This window comes from Spirosoma gilvum (genome assembly GCF_054776815.1).
Genome location: NZ_BAAHBH010000004.1, coordinates 348,766 through 369,502, shown reverse-complemented (window position 1 = coordinate 369,502; position 20,737 = coordinate 348,766). Strand labels below are relative to the sequence as shown.

The following is a 20,737-nucleotide window of genomic DNA, read 5'->3' as shown; positions in this document are numbered from 1 at the left end:
AGCTTTTAGTGTATGCATACGGATTTTTACTGGTATAAAGGTTTACCCCATCTGCAACCCCTTGGGGGAACATTCTTCGTGACCACTCGTCTGTATGGATCGCTGGCACAAGCTGAAAAAGAACGTATGGCCGATAAGTATGCGGTAAAAAGGCAGGAAATACTGGTCCGTCCAGGTCATAGCCGAGAGGAGTTGGATCGGCTGGAAAAGATGTATTTCGGGGAATATGATAAATTGATGGACCAGGGCGATTATGGCCCTCGCTGGCTGGCTACCGATGCCATTGCCGAACTCGTCGCACAAAGTCTACACTACTGGGATGATAAGGCGTATAACTTAATTGCCTATACACTCATGCCCAATCACATACACGTCGCTTTTTCGCTCTTTGACCCTGAATCGGGTAGGCAGGCACTTCCACTGGCAAAAATTCTGCAAAGCATAAAAAGTTTTTCGGCCCGACAGTGTAATCAGTTGCTGGCGAGAGAGGGTCGTTTCTGGGATGATAAAAATTATGATCGACTCGTGCGCGATCGTGACGAACTCAAGCGAATTGTTCAGTATATTTTGCAGAATCCAGTAAAAGCAGGCCTTTGCGAACGCTGGCAGGACTGGAAATGGACGTACGTAAAACCTGAATACAATGACATTACGGTTACCTAATATGGCTGAGAAATGGCTTGGCCTTTGTATCGTCTTATTGCTTTTGTCTGGATTTAGCCCAAGCTTAGCCCAGACATATCTCCTAAAACCTGATCGCGTATTTGATGGCGAAACCGTTCATGACGGTTGGGTTGTACGCGTAAAGGGGGATAAAATCGAAGCGGTTGGCGCAGCATCGTCGGTTTCTGCAGATGGGGGCGAAGTGGTTGATCTGAAAGGGACAACCCTCTTGCCTGGCCTGATCGAAGGGCATTCTCATCTTTTCCTGCATCCGTACAACGAAACGCCCTGGGACGATCAGGTTTTGAAAGAAGCCCGTTCGCTACGAACAGCCCGCGCAACCGTTCATGCTCAGAAAACATTACTGGCCGGATTTACAACCGTTCGGGATTTGGGTACCGAAGGCGCTGAATATGACGATGTCGGATTAAAACAAGCTATCAATCAGGGTATTATTCCGGGGCCAAGAATGGTGATCGTAACCCGTGCCTTAATCGCAACAGGTAGTTATGCGCCCAAAGGCTTCAGTCCCGACATTGATGTGCCGCAGGGCGCCGAAGAAGCCGACGGGCATGACGCACTGATACAAGCGGTTCGGCGGCAGATTGGGAAAGGGGCCGATGCTATCAAAATTTACGCTGACTACCGCTGGGGATTAATGGCCGAAGCCCGCCCGACGTTTACCGTTGAGGAAATAAAATTGATTGTTGAAGTAGTCAAAAGCAGTGGGCGGGCCGTTGTGGCTCACGCTAGCACGGCCGAAGGTATGCGTCGGGCTATTTTGGGCGGATGCGAAACGGTTGAGCATGGTGATGCCGGTACCCCTGAGGTTTTTGCGCTGATGAAGCAGCATGGCACAGCGCTATGTCCCACGCTGGCGGCTGGTGATGCGATCAGCCAATATCGGGGTTGGAAAAAAGGACAAGCGCCCGAACCGGAGCGGCTCAAACAAAAGCGAGTTACCTTCAAACAGGCGCTGGATGCGGGTGTAACAATTGCGGCTGGGGGTGATGTAGGCGTTTTCAGTCATGGCGATAATGCCCGAGAACTGGATCTGATGGTCGATTATGGGATGAAGCCTGTCGATGTATTACGATCCGCGACGTCAGTCAATGCCGATGTATTTCATCTCGCCGACCGGGGACGTGTACGGTCGGGCTTACTGGCTGATCTGGTGGCTGTTGATGGCGATCCTACCAAAACAATTACAGATTTACACCGTGTTCGAACCGTGATGAAGGGAGGAGTGTTCTATAAACGTTGAGCGGATAACGTACGGCTGAATTAGTAGGTTACAATTTAATATAAATGTAATCTGGCTTTTTTACGACAATTTCATTCGTCGTTTTAATTTTTCGGCTAATTTCGCCCGGCGTGACTCGCCCGGATGCTTTTATTATTATAGTTCCGGCTGGTAAAACGTTTGACAACGGTTTCTTGAGTCTGCTATTCAACAAACCGCTATTGTATTACCTCTGATTAACTCTACCCCTGATTTGTATGGCAAATACCGCTGAATTAACGGTCGATGGTAAGTCCTATTCATTCCCAACGCTGGAGGGAAGTGAACATGAAAAAGCCTTCGACATTTCGAATCTCCGTGATCAGACCGGCTACGTGACGTTAGACCGGGGTTATAAAAATACCGGTGCCACCAAAAGCGCCATTACGTTTTTGGATGGTGAGCAAGGTATCTTACAATATCGTGGGTATGCCATCGAAGACTTAGCGGCAAAAGCGTCGTTTCTGGAAGTTGCCTACCTGCTCATTTACGGTGAATTGCCAACGAAAGATCAGTATGCACAGTTCGAAAATTCCATTCGCCGTCATACGCTGGTCAATGAAGACATGCGGAAAATCTTCGATGGTTTTCCGGTAAAGGCTCACCCGATGGGCGTTTTGGCATCGCTGGTGAGTGCTATGAGTGCGTTTTACCCGGACCTTGCAGATTCAAGCGAAGATAAAACCGATCTGCATATCATCCGGTTGCTGGCCAAATTACCAACCATTGCTACCTGGTCGTATAAGCGCTCACAGGGGCATCCGATGAACTACCCCAAAAATAGCCTCGACTATATCCCGAACTTCCTGAACATGATGTTCTCGTTGCCGGTTGAGGAGTATAAAATTGATCCGGTTGTTGTCGAAGCGTTGAACGTATTGCTCATTCTCCATGCCGATCACGAGCAGAACTGTTCGACCTCGACCGTTCGTCTGGTTGGTTCATCGCAGGCTAACATCTACTCCTCTATTTCAGCAGGTATCAGTGCTCTGTGGGGTCCACTACACGGCGGTGCCAACCAGGAGGTAATCGAAATGCTGGAAGACATTAAAGCCGATGGAGGTGATGTAGCGAAGTATGTCGATATGGCGAAAAATGCCAAGACGACCGGCTTCCGCCTGTTTGGTTTCGGCCATCGCGTCTACAAAAACTTCGATCCTCGCGCCAAAATCATTAAAAAAGCGGCCGACGACGTTCTGTCGAAGTTAGGTATCAACGACCCTGTACTGGAAATTGCCAAAGGACTGGAAGAGGCTGCTCTACACGATGAGTATTTCGTATCGCGCAAACTATATCCGAACGTCGATTTTTATTCGGGTATCATTTATCGTGCGCTAGGTATCCCGACCAACATGTTTACCGTAATGTTTGCCATCGGTCGTCTGCCAGGCTGGATTGCTCAGTGGAAAGAAATGCGCGAACAAAAAGAGCCTATTGGTCGCCCCCGGCAGATTTATACCGGTCCAACGCTTCGTGAGTTTGTTTCGCTGGATAAGCGTTAATTACAGCAAAGCATTAAAGGCTTAAACGTAATTAGTTAAAAGAAACGGTAGTCGTGCATCGGCTATCGTTTTTTTATGCGTTGAAAATACTCGTTCATATAGGCAAAGTGTTTATTTGTTTGATTTGGTGACATGGTGTAGCGGGTATCGTCATAATAGGGTGTCAATATCAAAAAATCAGCTAAGAGCCATGCAAGCAAAAAGCCTATACATGCTTACACTTCTGATAGGGCTGTTAAGCTGTACGACATCCATAACCCAGACAGTTGTTCCAATCCCGGATCTATATTCTGTTGATTATTGGGGAGAGGTTTCAGGTACACGACAGGGAAGCTCGCTGCGGAATCCACGGATTGCCGCTGCATCCAGAATTCCTTGTACAGCCCATGCATTCGATATAACGATTACAGAATTCGACAATGATGGGAGTAAACTAGCTACGCTAACATTGTTCAATATACCGAAGCAGACGGGTTTATCAACTAAATTTAAAGTAGATTACAAATCGCTTTACTGTGGTGCTGATACAATTGGCTGTACGTTTACGACTTTAAGTACCAAATTGCCCTGGGGAACGTATAAGCCGGTACTCAGTCCTGATACCCAATTGACAATTCTAACGTTCGATGACGTTACGGGCGAAATCAAAGGAACGTTTAGCGTTAGTATGATTCCTGATCAGGTGGGGGATGCATCGGCACCCAGTCTTCTACAAATTAAAAACGGGAAATTTCTGACCAAACTTAAGTACAGTAACGGAACGTATAAAAAATAAAAAAGGGCAGGAACTGAATCCTGCCCTTTTTAGTGATGTATTCTATGAATTAATCATCAAGTAAGCCCTCATCATCGGCATCCGTACCTTCAAGGACGGGGTCAAGCAGCGCGTTTTCATCTTCCGCGATTTTAGACCGGATCTTGCCTTCCAGTTCAGCCATCAGTTCTGGATTGTCGGACAATAATTCTTTCACGGCATCGCGGCCTTGTGCCAGACGATTGGTTCCGTAAGAAAACCAGGACCCCGATTTCTTCACAATCTCCATTTCAACTGCCAGATCAAGTACTTCGCCAACTTTCGAAATACCCTGACCATACATGATGTCGAACTCTACGACTTTGAACGGAGCCGCCAGTTTGTTCTTCACCACTTTTACTTTGGTGCGGTTACCCACTACATTATCGGCACCTTCTTTAATCTGACCGATCCGGCGAATATCCAGGCGAACCGACGAATAGAATTTCAGCGCGTTACCACCGGTTGTGGTTTCAGGGTTACCGAACATCACACCGATTTTTTCGCGAAGCTGGTTGATGAAAATACAGCAGCAGCCGGTTTTGTTGATGGTACCCGTCAGTTTCCGCAACGCCTGCGACATCAGACGAGCCTGTAAACCCATTTTACTTTCGCCCATTTCGCCTTCAATTTCGGCCTTTGGAACCAGAGCAGCTACGGAGTCAATAACGATAATATCAATAGCACCCGAGCTAATCAGATGCTCGGCAATTTCGAGCGCCTGTTCACCATTGTCAGGCTGTGAGATCAGAAGGTTTTTGGTATCAATGCCCAGTTTCTCCGCATAAACACGGTCGAAAGCGTGCTCAGCATCAATGAAAGCGGCTAACCCACCGTTTTTCTGTGCTTCAGCGATGCAGTGCATCGTCAGCGTTGTTTTACCTGATGATTCAGGCCCGTAGATTTCAACAATACGGCCACGAGGCATACCGCCGATACCGAGTGCTAAATCTAACCCTAGCGAGCCGGTCGAAATAACCGGAACATCGACAACTTTGCTTTCGCTCAGGCGCATTACAGTGCCTTTTCCGAATGCCTTGTCCAATTTCTCGATAGTGGTTTGAAGGGCTTTTAATTTACTGTCATTAGCAGATGCTGTGGCTTGCGCCGTATCTGATTTTGCCATGTTAGGATGGTTGTTTAAACAGATAAAATTACCCAAAAATGGCCGGATTACCAAATGGTTTTCGAAAATAGTTAGGGGTTTTTATCTGCGTTTTTTAAGCAAGAAGGTAAGGGTATAAAAGTCAGTTAATTGCCTAATTATCTAGCAATTAACTGATAGAAAACGGGTGTTAATATTACAGCGTTGAATCCGCTGCGGCAGGCTGCTGAGTCGCTGCTGGCTGCTGCGTCTGTGGTTGCCCTTGCTGGGGCTGCGGCTGACCCGGTTGATAACCCGGATAAGCTGACATGTCGCTGTAAGGGCGTGCGGGTGGACCTACGATTTCCACACTTGTAATGTAATATTTCGTTTCGCCATTCCAGGGGAATTTTAGGATCTTTTCTTCGTAGTGCAATGTCACGCGCTGACCAGTTTTTACGGCATCTGTAATCTGTTTGGCTACCGCTTCATCTTTTACCGAGAAATCGAAATATTGTGGTGTTAATGAACCTGTTTCGCCCGAAAAGCCGCCTACGTTCAAAACACCTTCGTAGGTTTTGAAGACGAAGCCTCGCCGACTAAATTTCGAAACGGTTCCGGCCCGTTCGCCGTCGCTGTAACTCCAGCCGGTTAGTGCATAGAGCACGCCGAATACAACTAATAAAAACAAGAGAAAATATAAGAGTCCGCGCATAGGTATGGTTGGTTTGGTAGTGCCTGTAATGTGCACAAATAGACAAAAATTTCTGATAACTTCTGTTTCAGAGCTATAAAGACCATGAATTATTCATTAAGTAACAAACCAATCCGATTCTGGTTCTGAAGTTTTGCCCTGTATTTCGTTACTTTGCGCTCGATTTGTGTAAAAGCCTAAGCGCCTGTGCGTCAAATCAGAGAAACCGGCCTGCCGAATTGCCGGACCGATAGCATATTTTGTTGTTAACCCCTTTTTATTCTCTCCAATGAGTACCATCCAAAGCATTCATGCCCGACAAATTCTGGATTCACGCGGTAACCCAACTGTTGAAGTTGACGTTCGTACCGAAAACGGTTTTCTGGGTCGGGCCGCTGTACCCTCGGGCGCATCGACAGGTACCCACGAAGCGGTCGAACTCCGCGACGACGACAAAAAGGTATATATGGGCAAAGGTGTCCTGAAAGCCGTCTCGAATGTAAACGAACTGATTTTTCCTGAACTGGTTGGCATATCGATCTTTGAACAAAGCCTGATCGACCGCATTATGCTGGAACTGGACGGTACACCCAACAAAGGCCGTTTAGGTGCCAATGCCATCCTTGGTGTATCGCTGGCAGCCGCTAAAGCAGCCGCCCAGGAGGCCGGTTTGCCGCTGTACCGGTATATCGGTGGCGTGAATGCGAATACACTGCCTGTTCCGATGATGAACATCCTGAACGGTGGTTCGCACGCTGACAACTCGATTGACTTCCAGGAGTTTATGGTTATGCCCGCCAACGCGTCTAGCTTCTCGGAAGCGCTACGGATGGGGACCGAAATTTTCCATACACTGAAAGGTGTTCTGAAAAAAATGGGCCTGGCAACCAACGTGGGTGATGAAGGTGGTTTTGCACCAAACATTAAGTCGAACGAAGAAGCGATTCAGACCATTATTCAGGCGATTGAAAAAGCAGGCTACCGCCCAGGCGAAGACGTTTGGATTGCTATGGATGCTGCTTCGTCGGAGTTCTACGACGCTGAAGCCGGTGTTTATCACTTTAAAAAATCGACCGGCGATAAACTGACCTCGTCGGAAATGGCCGGTTTCTGGAAAGATTGGGTGAATAAGTACCCCATTCTGTCGATTGAAGATGGTATGGCTGAAGATGACTGGTCTGGCTGGAAAGCACAAACTGATCTGCTGAAAGATAACAAAACCCAGCTGGTTGGTGATGACCTGTTCGTTACGAACGTTACTCGTCTGCAAGAAGGTATCGATAAGGGTATTGCGAATGCTATCCTGGTAAAAGTAAACCAGATCGGTTCGCTGACCGAAACCATCGATACGGTGAATCTGGCGAAACGGAATTCGTACAAAAACATTATGTCGCACCGTTCGGGCGAAACCGAAGACGCTACCATTGCCGATCTGGCCGTAGCTCTCAACACGGGTCAAATCAAAACCGGTTCGGCTTCGCGTTCTGACCGGATGGCGAAATACAACCAATTGCTCCGTATCGAAGAGGAACTGGGCGAAACGGCTTATTTCCCCGGACTTAAATTTTAAGCAAGGAGCGAGGAGCAGGGTGCATGGAGTTAGGCGCAAAGTGATTGTAGCTGCTATTTCTCCACGCTCCCTGCACCACGCTCCACGCATTTTGTCTCATGCTACAAAAACTCCTTCGCTCTCTTCGCAATTTCTACGTTGCCACCGGCGTAGGACTTTTGGCATGGATGGTATTTTTCGACGCCAATGACTTGCCCACGCAGATTCGCAACTGGTGGAAATTGCACGTACTGGAAGAGGATGTCCGGTTTTATCAGGATAAAATCGAAGCGGTCCGAACCGAGCGGAAGGAGTTGTTAGGGAGCGATCGGCTCCGCGAAAAATTCGCCCGCGAGAAATACCTGATGAAGAAACCCGGCGAAGATGTATTTGTCATTGTGGACGAGAACAACGAACCACTAGAAAAATAGCATGGAGCGAGGAGCAGGGTGAACTAATTACCACCTTGCTCCCTGCTCCTCGCTCCCTGCCTCCTGCCCCATGCTTAATGTTCTCTTCGTTTGTTTGGGTAATATCTGCCGGTCGCCGGTAGCGGAGGGCATTTTTCGGCAACTGATTCGTGAAGAAGGTCTGGAGAAACAGGTAAGCTGTGATTCGGCTGGTACATCATCCTATCATATCGGTCAACTACCCGATCTCCGGACACGCGAAAATGCCCTTGAGCATGGGCTCATGCTTACGCATCACGCGCGTCGATTAACAGGCGATGACCTGGCACAGTTCGATTATTTTGTAGCGATGGACGAGAAGAATCTCGAAACCATTGAAAAGCTGAATTACCGCAGTACGGGCTTGCATACGACCGACACGATTTTCCTGCTACGTGAATTCGACCCCGACGTCAGTAACGAACCTGATGTGCCAGATCCATACTACGAAGGTCCAGACGTTTTCGAAGAAGTTTACCAGATTTGTTTACGTTGCTGCCGACAATTGCTTACGTATTTAATTCAACAGCATAATCTGAAGATTGTGAATGAGCGAATGAGTGATTGACCGGGCCGCCGGAGCGGTGAATAGCTGACGCACGACCACTCAATCACTCAATCACCCAATCACTCATTAAAAAAATGAATAAAAAAGTCATTCTCATCATTCTCGATGGATGGGGTATTCCGCTGAAGCGTGACGTATCGGCCATTGAAGCCGCTCATACTCCGTTTATCAACTCATTGTATCCTAAATATCCGCACAGCACGCTGGAAGCTTCTGGATTGGCCGTCGGACTACCTGCCGGTCAGATGGGGAATTCGGAAGTAGGCCATATGAACCTCGGTGCTGGTCGGGTCGTTTATCAGGATTTGGTAAAAGTGAACAAGGCTGTTGAGGAGCATACGCTTGATAATGAGCAGGTTCTGGTCGATGCCCTGAATTACGCTAAAGTCAACAATAAGCAGGTTCATTTTATCGGGCTGGTTTCTGATGGGGGCGTTCACGCGCATGTGGATCACCTGAAAGGGCTCCTATCAATTGCCCATGCCAATGAGCTGACGAAGGTGTATGTTCATGCCTTTACCGATGGCCGCGATACCGATCCGAAAGGGGGTATTGGTTATATTTCTGAAGTACAGGCGCATATGGCGGCAACAACGGGGCAGATTGCCAGCGTTGTGGGCCGTTACTATGCTATGGATCGCGATAATCGCTGGGAGCGGGTAAAAATTGCTTACGATGCGATGGTGAAGGGCGTTGGTGCCAAAGTAGCCGCTTCGGATGTGACTAAGGCCTTACAGGAGTCGTATGATGCTAACGTTACGGATGAGTTCGTCAAACCGATTATTGTCAGTAATTCTGACGGGTCGCCCGTAGCCGTTATCGAAGAGGGCGACGTTGTTCTTTGCTTTAATTTCCGTACCGACCGTGGCCGCGAAATTACCCAGGCGTTGACGCAGAAGGACTTCCCGGAGCAGGGCATGCAAAAACTGCCGCTTTATTACATCACCATGACCAACTACGACAGCGAGTTTATTAACGTCAAGGTGATTTTTGATAAGGACAATCTCGAAAAAACGCTGGGTGAAGTCGTAGCCAATGCCGGTCGGAAACAGATTCGTATTGCTGAAACGGAGAAATATCCGCACGTTACGTTCTTCTTCTCGGGTGGCCGCGAAGAGCCTTTTACAGGCGAAAAACGGCTACTTTGCCCCTCGCCCAAAGAAATGACCGTTCTGGACGACCGGGGTGTTGAGATAACGATTCCGGTAAAAACCTACGACCAGATTCCGGAAATGGCCGCTTACCATATTCGAAACGCCATTATCCCTGAACTGGAGAAAGAAGAAGCGGATTTTATCTGTCTGAACTTTGCCAATACCGATATGGTCGGACATACGGGTGTGTTTTCTGCCGTCGTCAAAGCGGCCGAGACCGCTGACGCTTGTGCGCAGGTCGTTACCGAAGCGGCTCTGGCACACGGCTATGCCACAATCATCATTGCTGACCATGGCAATGCCGAGTACATGGTCAACGACGACGGTAGCCCCAACACTGCCCATACAACGAACCTTGTTCCGTGCATTCTGGTCGATAAGGACTACCATCCAGCGCTTAAGGACGGTAAACTTGCTGATATTGCCCCCACCATTCTTCAACTGATGGGCATTCCACAACCCACCGAAATGGGTGGAGTTAGTTTGATTAAGGAATAGGTCTCCTGATAAGAAGTAAAAGCCGCGCCTGTTCAATCAGGTCGCGGCTTTTTTAGTGGAGCGGAGTAGTAGATACGTCTTATCTGTTCTTTAGAACGTAACGGCTAAATCCGTAGCGTTTCTATCGTATGCAGATCAATAACTTGTTACAACCCACCGACCTCACCACAAAAATTGACCGATTCTGGGAACTCTCTGGCCAGAAAATACGGCTGATTGAAGCGGAATACGACGTTACAAAAGGTTCGCCGGTTTTTACATGGGCGGGCAAATACACCACGCGCGGCTGGACCGAATGGACGCAGGGTTTTCAGTTTGGCTCGTCCATTCTACAGTTCGACGCTACGAACGACACTGATTTTCTGGAAATAGGTCGTCAGAAAACGCTTAGCTTGATGGCTCCCCACATTAGTCATATTGGTGTACATGACCATGGATTCAATAACGTCAGCACATACGGAAATCTGTTACGACTCATGCAGGAGGGGCGGATTTCGTACAATGAGTGGGAAAAGAATTTTTACGAACTAGCCTTGAAAATCTCCGGTGCTGTTCAGGCTAGTCGCTGGACGACCATTAAAAACGGCGGATTTATTAGTTCATTTAATGGACCTCATTCGCTGTTTGTCGATACCATCCGTTCGTGCCGGGCGTTGGTGCTGAGTCATGCGCTTGGGCATGTGTTTCAAGGTGAAGGCGACGCAAAAATCAGCCTGATGGAACGCGCTTTACAGCATATGAAAGCCACCGCCGATTATTCCGTTTTTTACGGCGAAGGACGGGATTCATACGACGCATGGGGACGCACGGCTCACGAAAGCGTTTTCAACGTAAAAGATGGCAATTTTCGTTGCCCCAACTCTCAGCAGGGCTATTCGGGCTTTACGACCTGGACGCGCGGGCTGGCCTGGGCTATGTGTGGCTTTGCCGAAGAGCTGGAATGGCTCGCTACCCGTGATGATACTGAACTGGAACTCTTTGGCGGACGTGCGGCTATCGAAGCTTATATGCTAAAGGCGGCTACGGCTACCTGCGATTTTTTCATCGACAATACGCCTATCGATGGCATTCCTTATTGGGATACCGGTGCACCCAACCTGTATCGACTGGGTGATTACCTGAACCGTCCGGCTGACCCATACAATGAATACGAGCCCGTCGATAGTTCGGCGGCCGCTATTGGTGCTCAGGGATTGCTTCGTCTGGGAAAATACCTTACCGATAAAGGCAATATAGAGGCCGGAAAACGCTACTGCCAGGCCGGTTTGACTACACTTGATGCATTACTTGACGAACCCTATCTGAGTACCAATCCAGCACATCAGGGCTTGCTGTTGCACTCGATTTATCATCAACCTAATGGGTGGGATTATGTGCCGCCTGGTAGCAAGATTGCCAATGGTGAATCGAGTATGTGGGGCGACTACCACATCCGCGAAGTAGCGTTGTATCTGCAACGCATGATCCGTAACGAGCCCTACTATACCTTTTTTAATGGCATCGCCTGATTCCAATGAGTGAAAAATATAAACCCGCCTTTCCACGCATGGCCCAGCTAAAAACGGCTGCCGACCTGCGTAACTATTTGGAAAAGAACAGTATCGATCTGCCGTTCGATGAAACCCTATTAACGCCCGCCGAAAGCCCATTCAATCGCCCGATTCCGCTTAAGTCAGGAAAAACGATTGGCAATAGCCTATGCATTTTGCCGATGGAAGGCTGGGATGGTACGACTGACGGGCGACCAACGGATTTTACCCGAAACCGCTGGAATAAATTTGCCATTAGCGGGGCTAAACTGCTTTTTGGCTGTGAAGCCGTTGCGGTTTGTCATGCCGGTAAAGCCAATCCGAACCAACTGGTCTTGAACACCGAAACGTTTTCGGATTTTGTAGATCTGCGGCAACAACTCCTTAAGGACCATACTGAAGCCTTTGGAACGACCGACGATTTGCTGATTGGTCTGCAACTAACCCATTCGGGCCGGTTCTGCAAACCGAAAAGCCATAAAGCCTTTGAGTCGAAGATTCTGTACAGCCACCCATTTCTGAACGGCAAGTTCGGAATGGCAGACGACTATCCGGTACTCACCGATGATGAAATTGATCTAATCATCAGCCAATATGTTGAAGCCGCTGTACTAGCTCAAAAAGCAGGTTTCGACTTTGTCGATGTAAAACATTGCCACGGGTATCTGGGTCACGAATTTCTGAGTGCCGTCTCTCGCGAAGGACGGTATGGCGGTTCGTTTGAGAATCGGACGCGCTATCTGCGCAACATTGTGGCGGGTATTCGGCAGGCGGCTCCGGGTCTGGAAATTGGCATTCGGTTGAGCGCGTTTGATATGCTGCCGTTCAAAAAAGGACCAACCGGAACGGGGGTTCCTGAACCCGCAGAGCAATATCCGTTTGCTTTCGGTGGTAAGCCGGATGGGCTGGGGCCTGATCTGACCGAAACAAAAGCCTTTTTAGCATTAGCCGAATCATTGGGTATTCAGTTGGTATGTATTACCGGAGGTAGCCCATATTATAATCCGCATCTGATGCGTCCGGCCCTGTTTCCGCCTTCCGATGGCTACCTGCCGCCCGAAGATCCGCTGTTGGGCGTTAAACGGCAAATCGATGTGACCCATGAACTGAAACAGGCTTTTCCTGAACTGGTCATTATTGGTTCAGGCTATTCGTATTTGCAGGAATGGCTCCCTAATGTAGCGCAGTACGTATTGCGGCATACCATGGCCGATAGCATTGGTTTTGGGCGGATGGTTTTGTCTTACCCGACCATGCCTGCCGATATACTGGCGGGTCGTCCGTTGGTGCGAAATCATATTTGCCGTACGTTTTCCGACTGTACCACAGCACCACGTAACGGCATTATTTCGGGTTGCTATCCGCTGGATACACTTTACAAGAAAAGCCCCGAAGCCGAACAGCTTAAAGCGATAAAAGACAGCCTATAACGTGCTATCGGGCGGTCGGCCGCAGCCGTTCTCAAACCCGACACTTATTTGATACATGTCGGTCTTGAAAACTCGACACTACTGGAATGAAACGAACTGCATTCATAACGGGCGGAAGCCGGGGCATCGGCTATGGCATTGCCGAACATCTGGCCAAAGCCGGTTTCGATCTGGCAATCAACGGCGTCCGGCCCGAAGCATTGGTGAGTGAGGCATTAGATGGCCTGCGGTCGCTGGGCGCTGAGGTGATCTACTGCCCCGGCGATATTGCCTTGCGGGAAGATCGGTCAGCCATGCTAGAGAAAATAAAAGCGCATTTCGGGCGATTGAATGTGCTGGTAAATAATGCCGGTGTAGCGCCTAAAGAGCGCCGGGATATTCTGGAAGCCACCGAAGAAAGTTTTCAATACGTGGTATCGACCAATTTGCAGGGTGCCTATTTCCTGACCCAAGCGGCTGCCAACTGGATGATCGAGCAGAAGAAAGATCGGCCTGATTTTGTAGGTCGTATCATCAACATTTCGTCGGTTTCAGCCACTGTTGCCTCTGTTAATCGGGGAGAATACTGCGTAGCGAAAGCGGGATTGAGCATGGCCACTCAACTCTTTGCCGCCCGGCTTGGTGAGTTCGATATTCCAGTCTATGAGGTTAGGCCGGGGATTATTCAAACCGACATGACGGCAGGTGTTACGGCCAAATATGATAAATTGATTGCCGATGGGTTGTGTGTGCAGAGACGCTGGGGCCTTCCCGACGACGTTGGGCGTGCCGTTGCTTCGCTGGCACGGGGTGACTTTCCTTACTCGACCGGGCAGGTAATCATGGTTGACGGTGGTATGACACTGCCCCGTTTGTAAGATTTTGATAATCAGTTCCTGGTTTTTCGATTAGTTTACGCTTTCCCTGCTCTTTATCCTCTGAAAGCTCACCGAAGATTCGCCTGACCACTATAGTCGTATTTGAGTCAGTTCACGTATTACGATAGATAAAAAAATCGAACAGTTGCCTAGCATACTGAATAGCTAAATCCTTAAATCACTTATGGAAAGTCAAAACGAATCTCGTAGAAAATTTATTAAATCGGCGGCTGTGGGTTCTATAGCCGCCTTCGGCTTACCAACCTATATTCCGGCCCATGCATTCGGAGCCAACGACCGGGTTCGGGTAGCGGTTATTGGCGTCAACGGGCGCGGGAAAGACCATATTCAGGGGTTTTCAAAGCTGAAAGATGTTGAAGTAGTTACCCTTTGCGATGTCGACAGCAACGTCCTTCAGGAGCGAGCGGCCGATTTTGAAAAGAAATACAACCGGAAAGTGCAAACCATCGGCGATTTGCGGCAGGTGTACGACGATAAAAACATCGATGCTGTAAGTATTGCCACACCCAATCACTGGCATGCATTGGCGGCTATCTGGGCATGTCAGGCCGGTAAAGATGTGTATGTCGAAAAACCCGGAGCACACAACCTGCATGAAGGCCGTAAACTGGTCGAAGCCGCTACGCGCTATAACCGCATCGTACAGCATGGCGTACAGTTGCGCAGTTCGGAAGCCGTTCAGGAAGCTATCAAACACCTGCGCGATGGCCTGATTGGCAAGGTGTATATGGCTCGGGGGCTAGTCTATAAGTGGCGGCCAAGCATTGGCGATCAGGGTAAATCGTCGGTGCCTGCCGAACTGAACTGGAATCTGTGGCAAGGGCCCGCACAGGAAAAGGAGTTCAGCAAAAACTATGTTCACTACAACTGGCACTGGTTCTGGGATTATGGCAATGGCGATATCGGCAACCAGGGTATCCACGAAACTGACCTTTGTATGTGGGGGCTGGACGTAGGCTTTCCGGAAGAGATCACATCGGCTGGAGGAAAATTCCTCTGGAACGACTGCAAGGAAACGCCCGAAACACTCACGTCGGTGTACAAATACCCATCGCAGGGAAAAGTAATTCAGTTTGAGGTTCGCCCCTGGATGACCAATAAAGAAGATGGCGTTGAGATCGGTAACCTGTTCTACGGCGACAAAGGCTACATGGTGATCAATGGCTACGACGACTACAAAACTTTCCTGGGCAAGGAACGCACGCCCGGCCCGGCCCGTAAAGCTGGTGGCGATCATTACGCTAATTTCATCGATTGCGTACGATCGCGGGATAAGTCGAAGCAGAACGGGCCGGTCGAAACGGCGCATCTAGCTTCGGGTATTGCGCACCTTGGCAACATCGCTTATCGCTTAGGCCGAACGCTGCATTTCGATCCGAAAAACGAAGTGTTCGTGGGTGATAAAGAAGCCAACCAGATGCTTACCCGTAAATACCGCGCGCCTTTCGTGGTGCCCGAAAAAGTGTAGAGTATCTGTTTAACTAACTTCCAAAGTGTTAAAAGCTATTTAACATTCTCAACAAAAGCCCAAATGAAGGTTTTTGTCATTCCGACCGAAGGGAGGAATCTTAAATAATCCTGGTTTGAGCATAAGCCAACCTTGGGATTCCTCCTTCGTCGGAATGACAAAGTCTCCATTTTAGTTTTTGTTGAGAATGTTAGACAGTCTCTTAAATTTTCGGAAAGTGTTTTCTTTAGCCGCCTAATTCCCTCTTTATGAAACCCGTCCTTACGCCTGAACCTATTACAACCAATCGCCCGGTACTACGTCAACTTTTGCAAATTCCGGTCCTGGTGGCGGCACTCGGCTATCTGGTCGATATGTATGACCTGTTTTTGTTCAGTGTGGTGCGGGTACCCAGTCTGAAAGCACTTGGTGTAGACGGCGACCGACTTTTAGGCGATGGATTGTTATTGCTGAATACACAGACAGCTGGCTTATTGATTGGCGGAATCTTCTGGGGAATTCTGGGCGACCGGCGAGGGCGGCTTTCGGTACTGTTCGGTTCTATATTGCTCTACTCACTCGCCAATATTGCTAACGGTTTTGTTACCTCACTGAACCAGTACGTGCTACTGCGTTTTATTGCCGGTATTGGGCTTGCCGGAGAATTAGGTGCTGGCATTACGCTGGTAACGGAGATTTTACCGAAAGAAATTCGGGGCTACGGCACCACTTTGGTAGCTACAATGGGTGTTCTGGGAGCTATTCTGGCCTATTTTATGGCCGATCTGTTCGACTGGCGCATCTCGTATTTTATTGGCGGTGGATTGGGGCTTTTGCTACTTATTCTACGGTTTAATGTGCTGGAATCGGGCTTATTCGTAAAAACAAGCCAGCGGGCGATTTCCAGAGGGAGTGTACAAACCTTGTTTAGTGATAAAAGTCGTCGTAACAAATACCTGCAATGCATTCTGGTCGGGCTGCCCATCTGGTTTGTGGTGGGGATTCTCATTACGTTTTCGCCCGAATTGGGGAAAGCCATCGGACTTACCGAACCAGTTGTCGCCGGTAAAGCTGTCATGCTTAGTTTTTCAGGACAGGTATTGGGCGATTTGGTCAGTGGTTTTCTAAGTCAGTCGATGCGAAGCCGCAAAAAAGTGATTCGGCTGTTTATGCTGGTTTCCTTCGCCTTTATCCTGGTTTATCTGCTGGCACCCATTAGCCGTCTGACCCTGTTTTATGCAGTCTGTGTATGTCTTGGCTTTGCCAATGGCTACTGGACCCTGTTCGTGACTATTGCCGCTGAATTATTTGGCACTAACCTTCGGGCTACGGTAGCCACCACCATTCCGAATTTTGTACGGGCCGCCACAATTCCGCTAAGTGCTATTTTTGTCCAGCTAAAACCTTCCCTGGGAACCGTTTATAGTGCCTTAACGGTCGGCATCTTAACCATCGTTGTCGCCCTTATTGCCCTTTCTTTCCTCGATGAGACGTTCACGAAAGATATGGACTACGTGGAGGAGAATTAACGATTAGCGCAGTAACTGTAAATTGAATGAGAAGTCAGATAATACATCTTCGCCCGACAGACTATTATCAAAGCCATGCACAACACTCACTGACCCATCGGCCCGATAAACGCGGACTTCCTCGGTTTTAGGGTCAATCATCCAGGCTAAGCGGCAACCATTGTCCATGTATTCCCGCATCTTATCGGCAGTTACTTTGAGTGTATCCGATTCGCTTAACAATTCAACGACAAAATCCGGGCAAAGGGGAGGGAATTTCTTCCGCTCGTCGGGCAACAGTCGATTCCATTGTTCATGACTGACCCAGGCAACATCAGGACTTCGGATCGCTCCATTAGACAGATTAAATCCGGTTGATGAGTCGAAGACAAGTCCAAATCGGCTTGCTCGATTCCAAATTGTCAAATCAGTCGTTAATTCACTATTGCGAATGCCAGTTTCGCCCCCTGTTTGTCTAATAGGTAGTATGTTGCCGTTCCTATCACGCTCGAAATTATAATCGGCATTTTCCTGACAGAAATAAAAGAACTCATCGGTAGTCATGTGACGCATCTGCTCGAACATGTCAACGCCCGACTTAAAAGGAAACGGAAACATAATGCCTGTCATGATTGGAATCGTTAGTGGCTGACCAAACTATACAAACTTAATACGTACATGCAGGCTTCGTCTGGGCTATGGACATCCTTCATAAGTATAGGTCTCTGTAACATATGAAGGAGTTCCAACCACCGTACCAGTGTGTGTATAAACCGTGGTCGTGTAGTCAGATTTTATGGGGTAGCCCTGGCCGTTTTTACTATGAGTGTATTCTCTAACAATATTTTTGAATAACTCTGAAGAGCCTGGCTTTGAATCTGTATAACGGGTCCAACTAGCTATCAACCCTGTTGGGGTAATAGGTCTGTTCCAAAACAGCTCATCGTATATAAACGCTTTGCGGGCAACGGTTGGCCAGCCTTTCGGAAGGGGAATTGCATCGAAATAAGCCTGGCCAGTTGTATAAGAATAGGTGAAATACTGCCGGATTGTATCATTAGCAACTGTCTCAATTTTTGTACACCTCCCCTCCGAATCATACTGATAGCCAACGTAAGATCGAGGATCACGCGTGTTTTCCCGAATAATATGCCCGTCCACAATCTGGTATGGATGCATTTCTGCTTTTGAATCATACTTAACAATGATGTGGTCAATAAATTTACCTGACGAATAGACATCTATAGTAGTGTCGGAATACGAGCCATTGCTATTGGTTACCTTAGTTAGCTCCCCCGACGCATCGTATTCATACGTTAGTGAACCACGAGCACCTTCTTCTCGGATTAATCGGCCATTGGCATACGAGTAAGTCGTAACTGTTGTGTCGGTAAAAAAACCCGCAAAGCCTGAGTAAACTATTCTTTGGGTCATTGAAATCAAGTAGCCCTCACTATCATAGCGCAAATCAACCTGGCTTGGATAGGGGCTAATAGCAGACGGGCTTGTGTATTGAATGAGCCGACCATTCGCATCATACTGCCAATTACTGATTATTTGCCCATTGGTACCAGAAGTAATAGTACGGCTGGTCAATCGACAGTTTTTTTTGGTATAGGTAGAAACATCGGCATCGGATTGACAGCTACTTGTAATAGTAGTTATTAACGAAAGAAGTGCGAAAAACAGGAAGTGCTTTGTAGTATAGTTCATGATTTCCACGTATTTCAGGTTTATTGAAAGTGGTTATCTGAATGACCCTATTAGTTAATGAACGGTTGTAAATTTAGTAAACATTGATATATATTTAATTGACACTGCGTCTTATAACACCATAAAACAAAACTTCCCGAAAGCTCTGAACGAGTGCGCCCAGCCTTTCGGGAAGTTGGAAGATGAAGCTGTTTAAAGTTTTACCAATGGAGCCAAAACAGGAGTGTTTTTGTCATGCTGACGAAGGAAGCATCTTCGGATGAATCCATTAAATTGTCAGATCATGAAGATCCCTCCTGCGTCGGGATGACAAAAAGTTTTAGACAGGTCCAACGACTCAATTACATATCGAACAGAATACGGGCGGGGTCTTCCAGAATTTGCTTCACGCGAACCAGGAAGCTTACTGATTCTTTGCCGTCGATGATCCGGTGATCGTACGACAGGGCCAGGTACATAATGGGTCGAATGACAATCTGACCGTCGACCACTACAGGGCGTTCGACAATGTTGTGCATACCCAGAATAGCCGACTGAGGAGCGTTGATGATTGGCGTCGACAGCATCGAACCGAACACGCCACCATTGGTGATGGTGAATGTACCACCCGTCATTTGCTCAATGGTCAGCTTATTGTCGCGAGCAAGACCGGCCAGACGAATGATTTCTTTTTCAATACCCGCGAAACTTAACTGTTCAGCATTCCGAATAACCGGTACGACCAGACCACGCTCAGTCGAAACGGCTACCGAAATATCACAGAAATCGTTGTAAACGATCTGTTCGCCATCGATTTGGGCATTAACGGCCGGGAAGTCTTTCAGCGCAATACAAACCGCTTTCGTGAAGAACGACATAAAGCCAAGCCCTACGCCCTGTTTCTCCTTGAATTTGTCTTTGTATTTGTTGCGCAGGTCCATGATTGGCTTCATGTCTACCTCATTGAAGGTAGTCAGCATGGCCGTTTCATTCTTAACAGCTACCAGTCGCCGGGCAATGGTCCGACGAAGTGAGGTCATTTTTTCGCGACGCTGATTGCGGCTACCGCCCGCTGCCACAGGGGCTGGAGCAGACGCCGGAGCGGCTGGTTTCTGAGCTGCGGGTGCTGGAGTTGGAGCTGGTGTTGCCGGTTGTGCAGGCGCTGGAGTGGCTTTTTGTGCGTCTTCTTTCGTTATGCGTCCGCCGACACCGGTTCCCTGAACGGCTTGTGCATTTACGCCTTTTTCGTCCAGAATTTTAGCGGCTGCTGGCGATGGATAATGAGCCGCATACTCGGACCTTACGGTCCCGTTTTGCCCGTTTGACGCTGGTGTTTCAGCAGCCGGTGTGCTGGCGGCAGGTTGCGGAGCGGGTGTGCTGGCTGGTGCTGCTGGAGCCGATGCGTCTGCGCCAACTTCAATTTTAGCGATCAATGCCCCGATAGGCAATGTTTCGCCTGCCTGTGCCACAATACGCAGCGTTCCGGCAGCTTCGGCCGGAAGTTCGAAAGTAGCTTTATCGGATTCCAGTTCACAGAGCACCTCGTCGAGTGCAACTTGATCACCGTCTTTTTTGCTCCAGGACGCGATTGTCACTTCAGTAACCGATTCGCCAACGGCTGGAACTTTGACCTCAATTACCTGAGCACTGGTAGTGGCTGGTTTGGTTGGCTCAGCAACGGCAACAGGGGCTGCGGCCGCAACGGGGGCAGGTTGTTCGGCTGGTTTTGGCGTTTCGGCTTTTGCTTCCGGAGCTGGTGTCGCTGCGGGTGTGCTTCCGCCGTCATCAATTGTGCAAATGCTGGCACCAATTGGAAGTACATCGCCCTCCTGAGCCAGAATGTGCAGAATACCATCGGCTTCGGCCGTCAGTTCAAATGTGGCTTTGTCAGAGTCGAGGCCGCAAAGTACCTCGTCCATCTTTACATGGTCACCTTCGCTTTTGTACCAGGTGCCAACAGTTACTTCGGTAATCGATTCCCCCACGGGAGGGATTTTCATGTCAACGGCCATTTTTC

Annotated in this window: 18 protein-coding genes; 13 read left to right on the top strand and 5 right to left on the bottom strand. The window is 48.6% G+C overall.

Annotated features, from left to right (window positions below):
* Positions 1 to 12 precede the first annotated feature (12 nt).
* The 4 genes from ACYVFD_RS12945 to ACYVFD_RS12930 all read left to right on the top strand — a co-directional run bounded on the left by ACYVFD_RS12945 (position 13) and on the right by ACYVFD_RS12930 (position 4,222).
* Positions 13 to 663, top strand: a complete 651-nt coding sequence (locus ACYVFD_RS12945; protein ID WP_461090516.1) for a transposase — start codon at positions 13 to 15, stop codon at positions 661 to 663.
* Positions 644 to 1,927 carry a metal-dependent hydrolase family protein gene (locus ACYVFD_RS12940; RefSeq protein ID WP_461090515.1) on the top strand — a complete coding sequence of 428 codons (1,284 nt, stop codon included), beginning with the start codon at positions 644 to 646 and terminating at the stop codon, positions 1,925 to 1,927. Before ACYVFD_RS12945 ends, ACYVFD_RS12940 begins: the two co-directional genes overlap by 20 nt.
* A gap of 236 nt (positions 1,928 to 2,163) precedes the next feature.
* The gene (locus ACYVFD_RS12935) at positions 2,164 to 3,447 is read left to right on the top strand and encodes a citrate synthase (protein ID WP_461090514.1); all 1,284 of its coding nucleotides are present in this window, start codon (positions 2,164 to 2,166) and stop codon (positions 3,445 to 3,447) included.
* Between the two features lie 211 nt (positions 3,448 to 3,658).
* Positions 3,659 to 4,222 (top strand): hypothetical protein, encoded by a 564-nt coding sequence (locus ACYVFD_RS12930; protein WP_461090513.1) that lies wholly within the window; start codon positions 3,659 to 3,661, stop codon positions 4,220 to 4,222.
* 49 nt (positions 4,223 to 4,271) lie between these two features.
* On the opposite strand, the gene recA is transcribed toward ACYVFD_RS12930, so the two are convergent.
* Positions 4,272 to 5,366, bottom strand: a complete 1,095-nt coding sequence (recA, locus tag ACYVFD_RS12925) for a recombinase RecA (protein WP_461090512.1) — start codon at positions 5,364 to 5,366, stop codon at positions 4,272 to 4,274.
* Positions 5,367 to 5,541: 175 nt separating this feature from the next.
* Positions 5,542 to 6,039 carry a hypothetical protein gene (locus tag ACYVFD_RS12920; protein WP_461090511.1) on the bottom strand — a complete coding sequence of 166 codons (498 nt, stop codon included), beginning with the start codon at positions 6,037 to 6,039 and terminating at the stop codon, positions 5,542 to 5,544.
* Between the two features lie 268 nt (positions 6,040 to 6,307).
* Here ACYVFD_RS12920 and eno point away from each other — a divergent pair, with 268 nt between their 5' ends.
* From eno to ACYVFD_RS12875, 9 genes are all read left to right on the top strand, one after another.
* Complete coding sequence (gene eno / locus ACYVFD_RS12915) at positions 6,308 to 7,588, top strand: phosphopyruvate hydratase (protein WP_461090510.1); 1,281 nt, start codon at positions 6,308 to 6,310, stop codon at positions 7,586 to 7,588.
* Between the two features lie 98 nt (positions 7,589 to 7,686).
* Positions 7,687 to 7,998, top strand: coding sequence for an FtsB family cell division protein (locus tag ACYVFD_RS12910; RefSeq protein WP_461090509.1), 312 nt, complete (start codon positions 7,687 to 7,689; stop codon positions 7,996 to 7,998).
* A gap of 70 nt (positions 7,999 to 8,068) precedes the next feature.
* The gene (locus ACYVFD_RS12905) at positions 8,069 to 8,584 is read left to right on the top strand and encodes a low molecular weight protein-tyrosine-phosphatase (RefSeq protein WP_461090508.1); all 516 of its coding nucleotides are present in this window, start codon (positions 8,069 to 8,071) and stop codon (positions 8,582 to 8,584) included.
* A gap of 74 nt (positions 8,585 to 8,658) precedes the next feature.
* A complete protein-coding gene (gpmI, locus tag ACYVFD_RS12900; RefSeq protein WP_461090507.1) occupies positions 8,659 to 10,236 on the top strand; it encodes a 2,3-bisphosphoglycerate-independent phosphoglycerate mutase in 1,578 nt (525 codons plus the stop codon).
* A 128-nt stretch (positions 10,237 to 10,364) separates the two neighbouring features.
* A complete protein-coding gene (locus tag ACYVFD_RS12895; RefSeq protein WP_461090506.1) occupies positions 10,365 to 11,744 on the top strand; it encodes a glycosyl hydrolase in 1,380 nt (459 codons plus the stop codon).
* Between the two features lie 5 nt (positions 11,745 to 11,749).
* Positions 11,750 to 13,195, top strand: a complete 1,446-nt coding sequence (locus tag ACYVFD_RS12890; protein ID WP_461090505.1) for an oxidoreductase — start codon at positions 11,750 to 11,752, stop codon at positions 13,193 to 13,195.
* 86 nt (positions 13,196 to 13,281) lie between these two features.
* On the top strand, positions 13,282 to 14,052 hold the full coding sequence (locus ACYVFD_RS12885) for a 3-ketoacyl-ACP reductase (protein WP_461090504.1): 771 nt from the start codon (positions 13,282 to 13,284) through the stop codon (positions 14,050 to 14,052).
* A 184-nt stretch (positions 14,053 to 14,236) separates the two neighbouring features.
* Positions 14,237 to 15,541, top strand: coding sequence for a Gfo/Idh/MocA family protein (locus tag ACYVFD_RS12880; protein ID WP_461090503.1), 1,305 nt, complete (start codon positions 14,237 to 14,239; stop codon positions 15,539 to 15,541).
* Positions 15,542 to 15,789: 248 nt separating this feature from the next.
* Positions 15,790 to 17,049: an MFS transporter gene (locus ACYVFD_RS12875; protein WP_461090502.1), complete on the top strand. Its 1,260-nt coding sequence runs from the start codon at positions 15,790 to 15,792 to the stop codon at positions 17,047 to 17,049.
* A gap of 3 nt (positions 17,050 to 17,052) precedes the next feature.
* Here the strand turns inward: ACYVFD_RS12875 and ACYVFD_RS12870 are convergent, their stop codons facing one another.
* From ACYVFD_RS12870 to odhB, 3 genes are all read right to left on the bottom strand, one after another.
* Positions 17,053 to 17,658, bottom strand: coding sequence for a Uma2 family endonuclease (locus tag ACYVFD_RS12870; RefSeq protein ID WP_461090501.1), 606 nt, complete (start codon positions 17,656 to 17,658; stop codon positions 17,053 to 17,055).
* A 66-nt stretch (positions 17,659 to 17,724) separates the two neighbouring features.
* Entirely contained in the window at positions 17,725 to 18,741 is a 1,017-nt protein-coding gene (locus ACYVFD_RS12865; protein ID WP_461090500.1) for a hypothetical protein, read from the bottom strand.
* Positions 18,742 to 19,082: 341 nt separating this feature from the next.
* Positions 19,083 to 20,732, bottom strand: coding sequence for a 2-oxoglutarate dehydrogenase complex dihydrolipoyllysine-residue succinyltransferase (gene odhB, locus ACYVFD_RS12860; RefSeq protein ID WP_461090499.1), 1,650 nt, complete (start codon positions 20,730 to 20,732; stop codon positions 19,083 to 19,085).
* Positions 20,733 to 20,737: the final 5 nt, after the last annotated feature.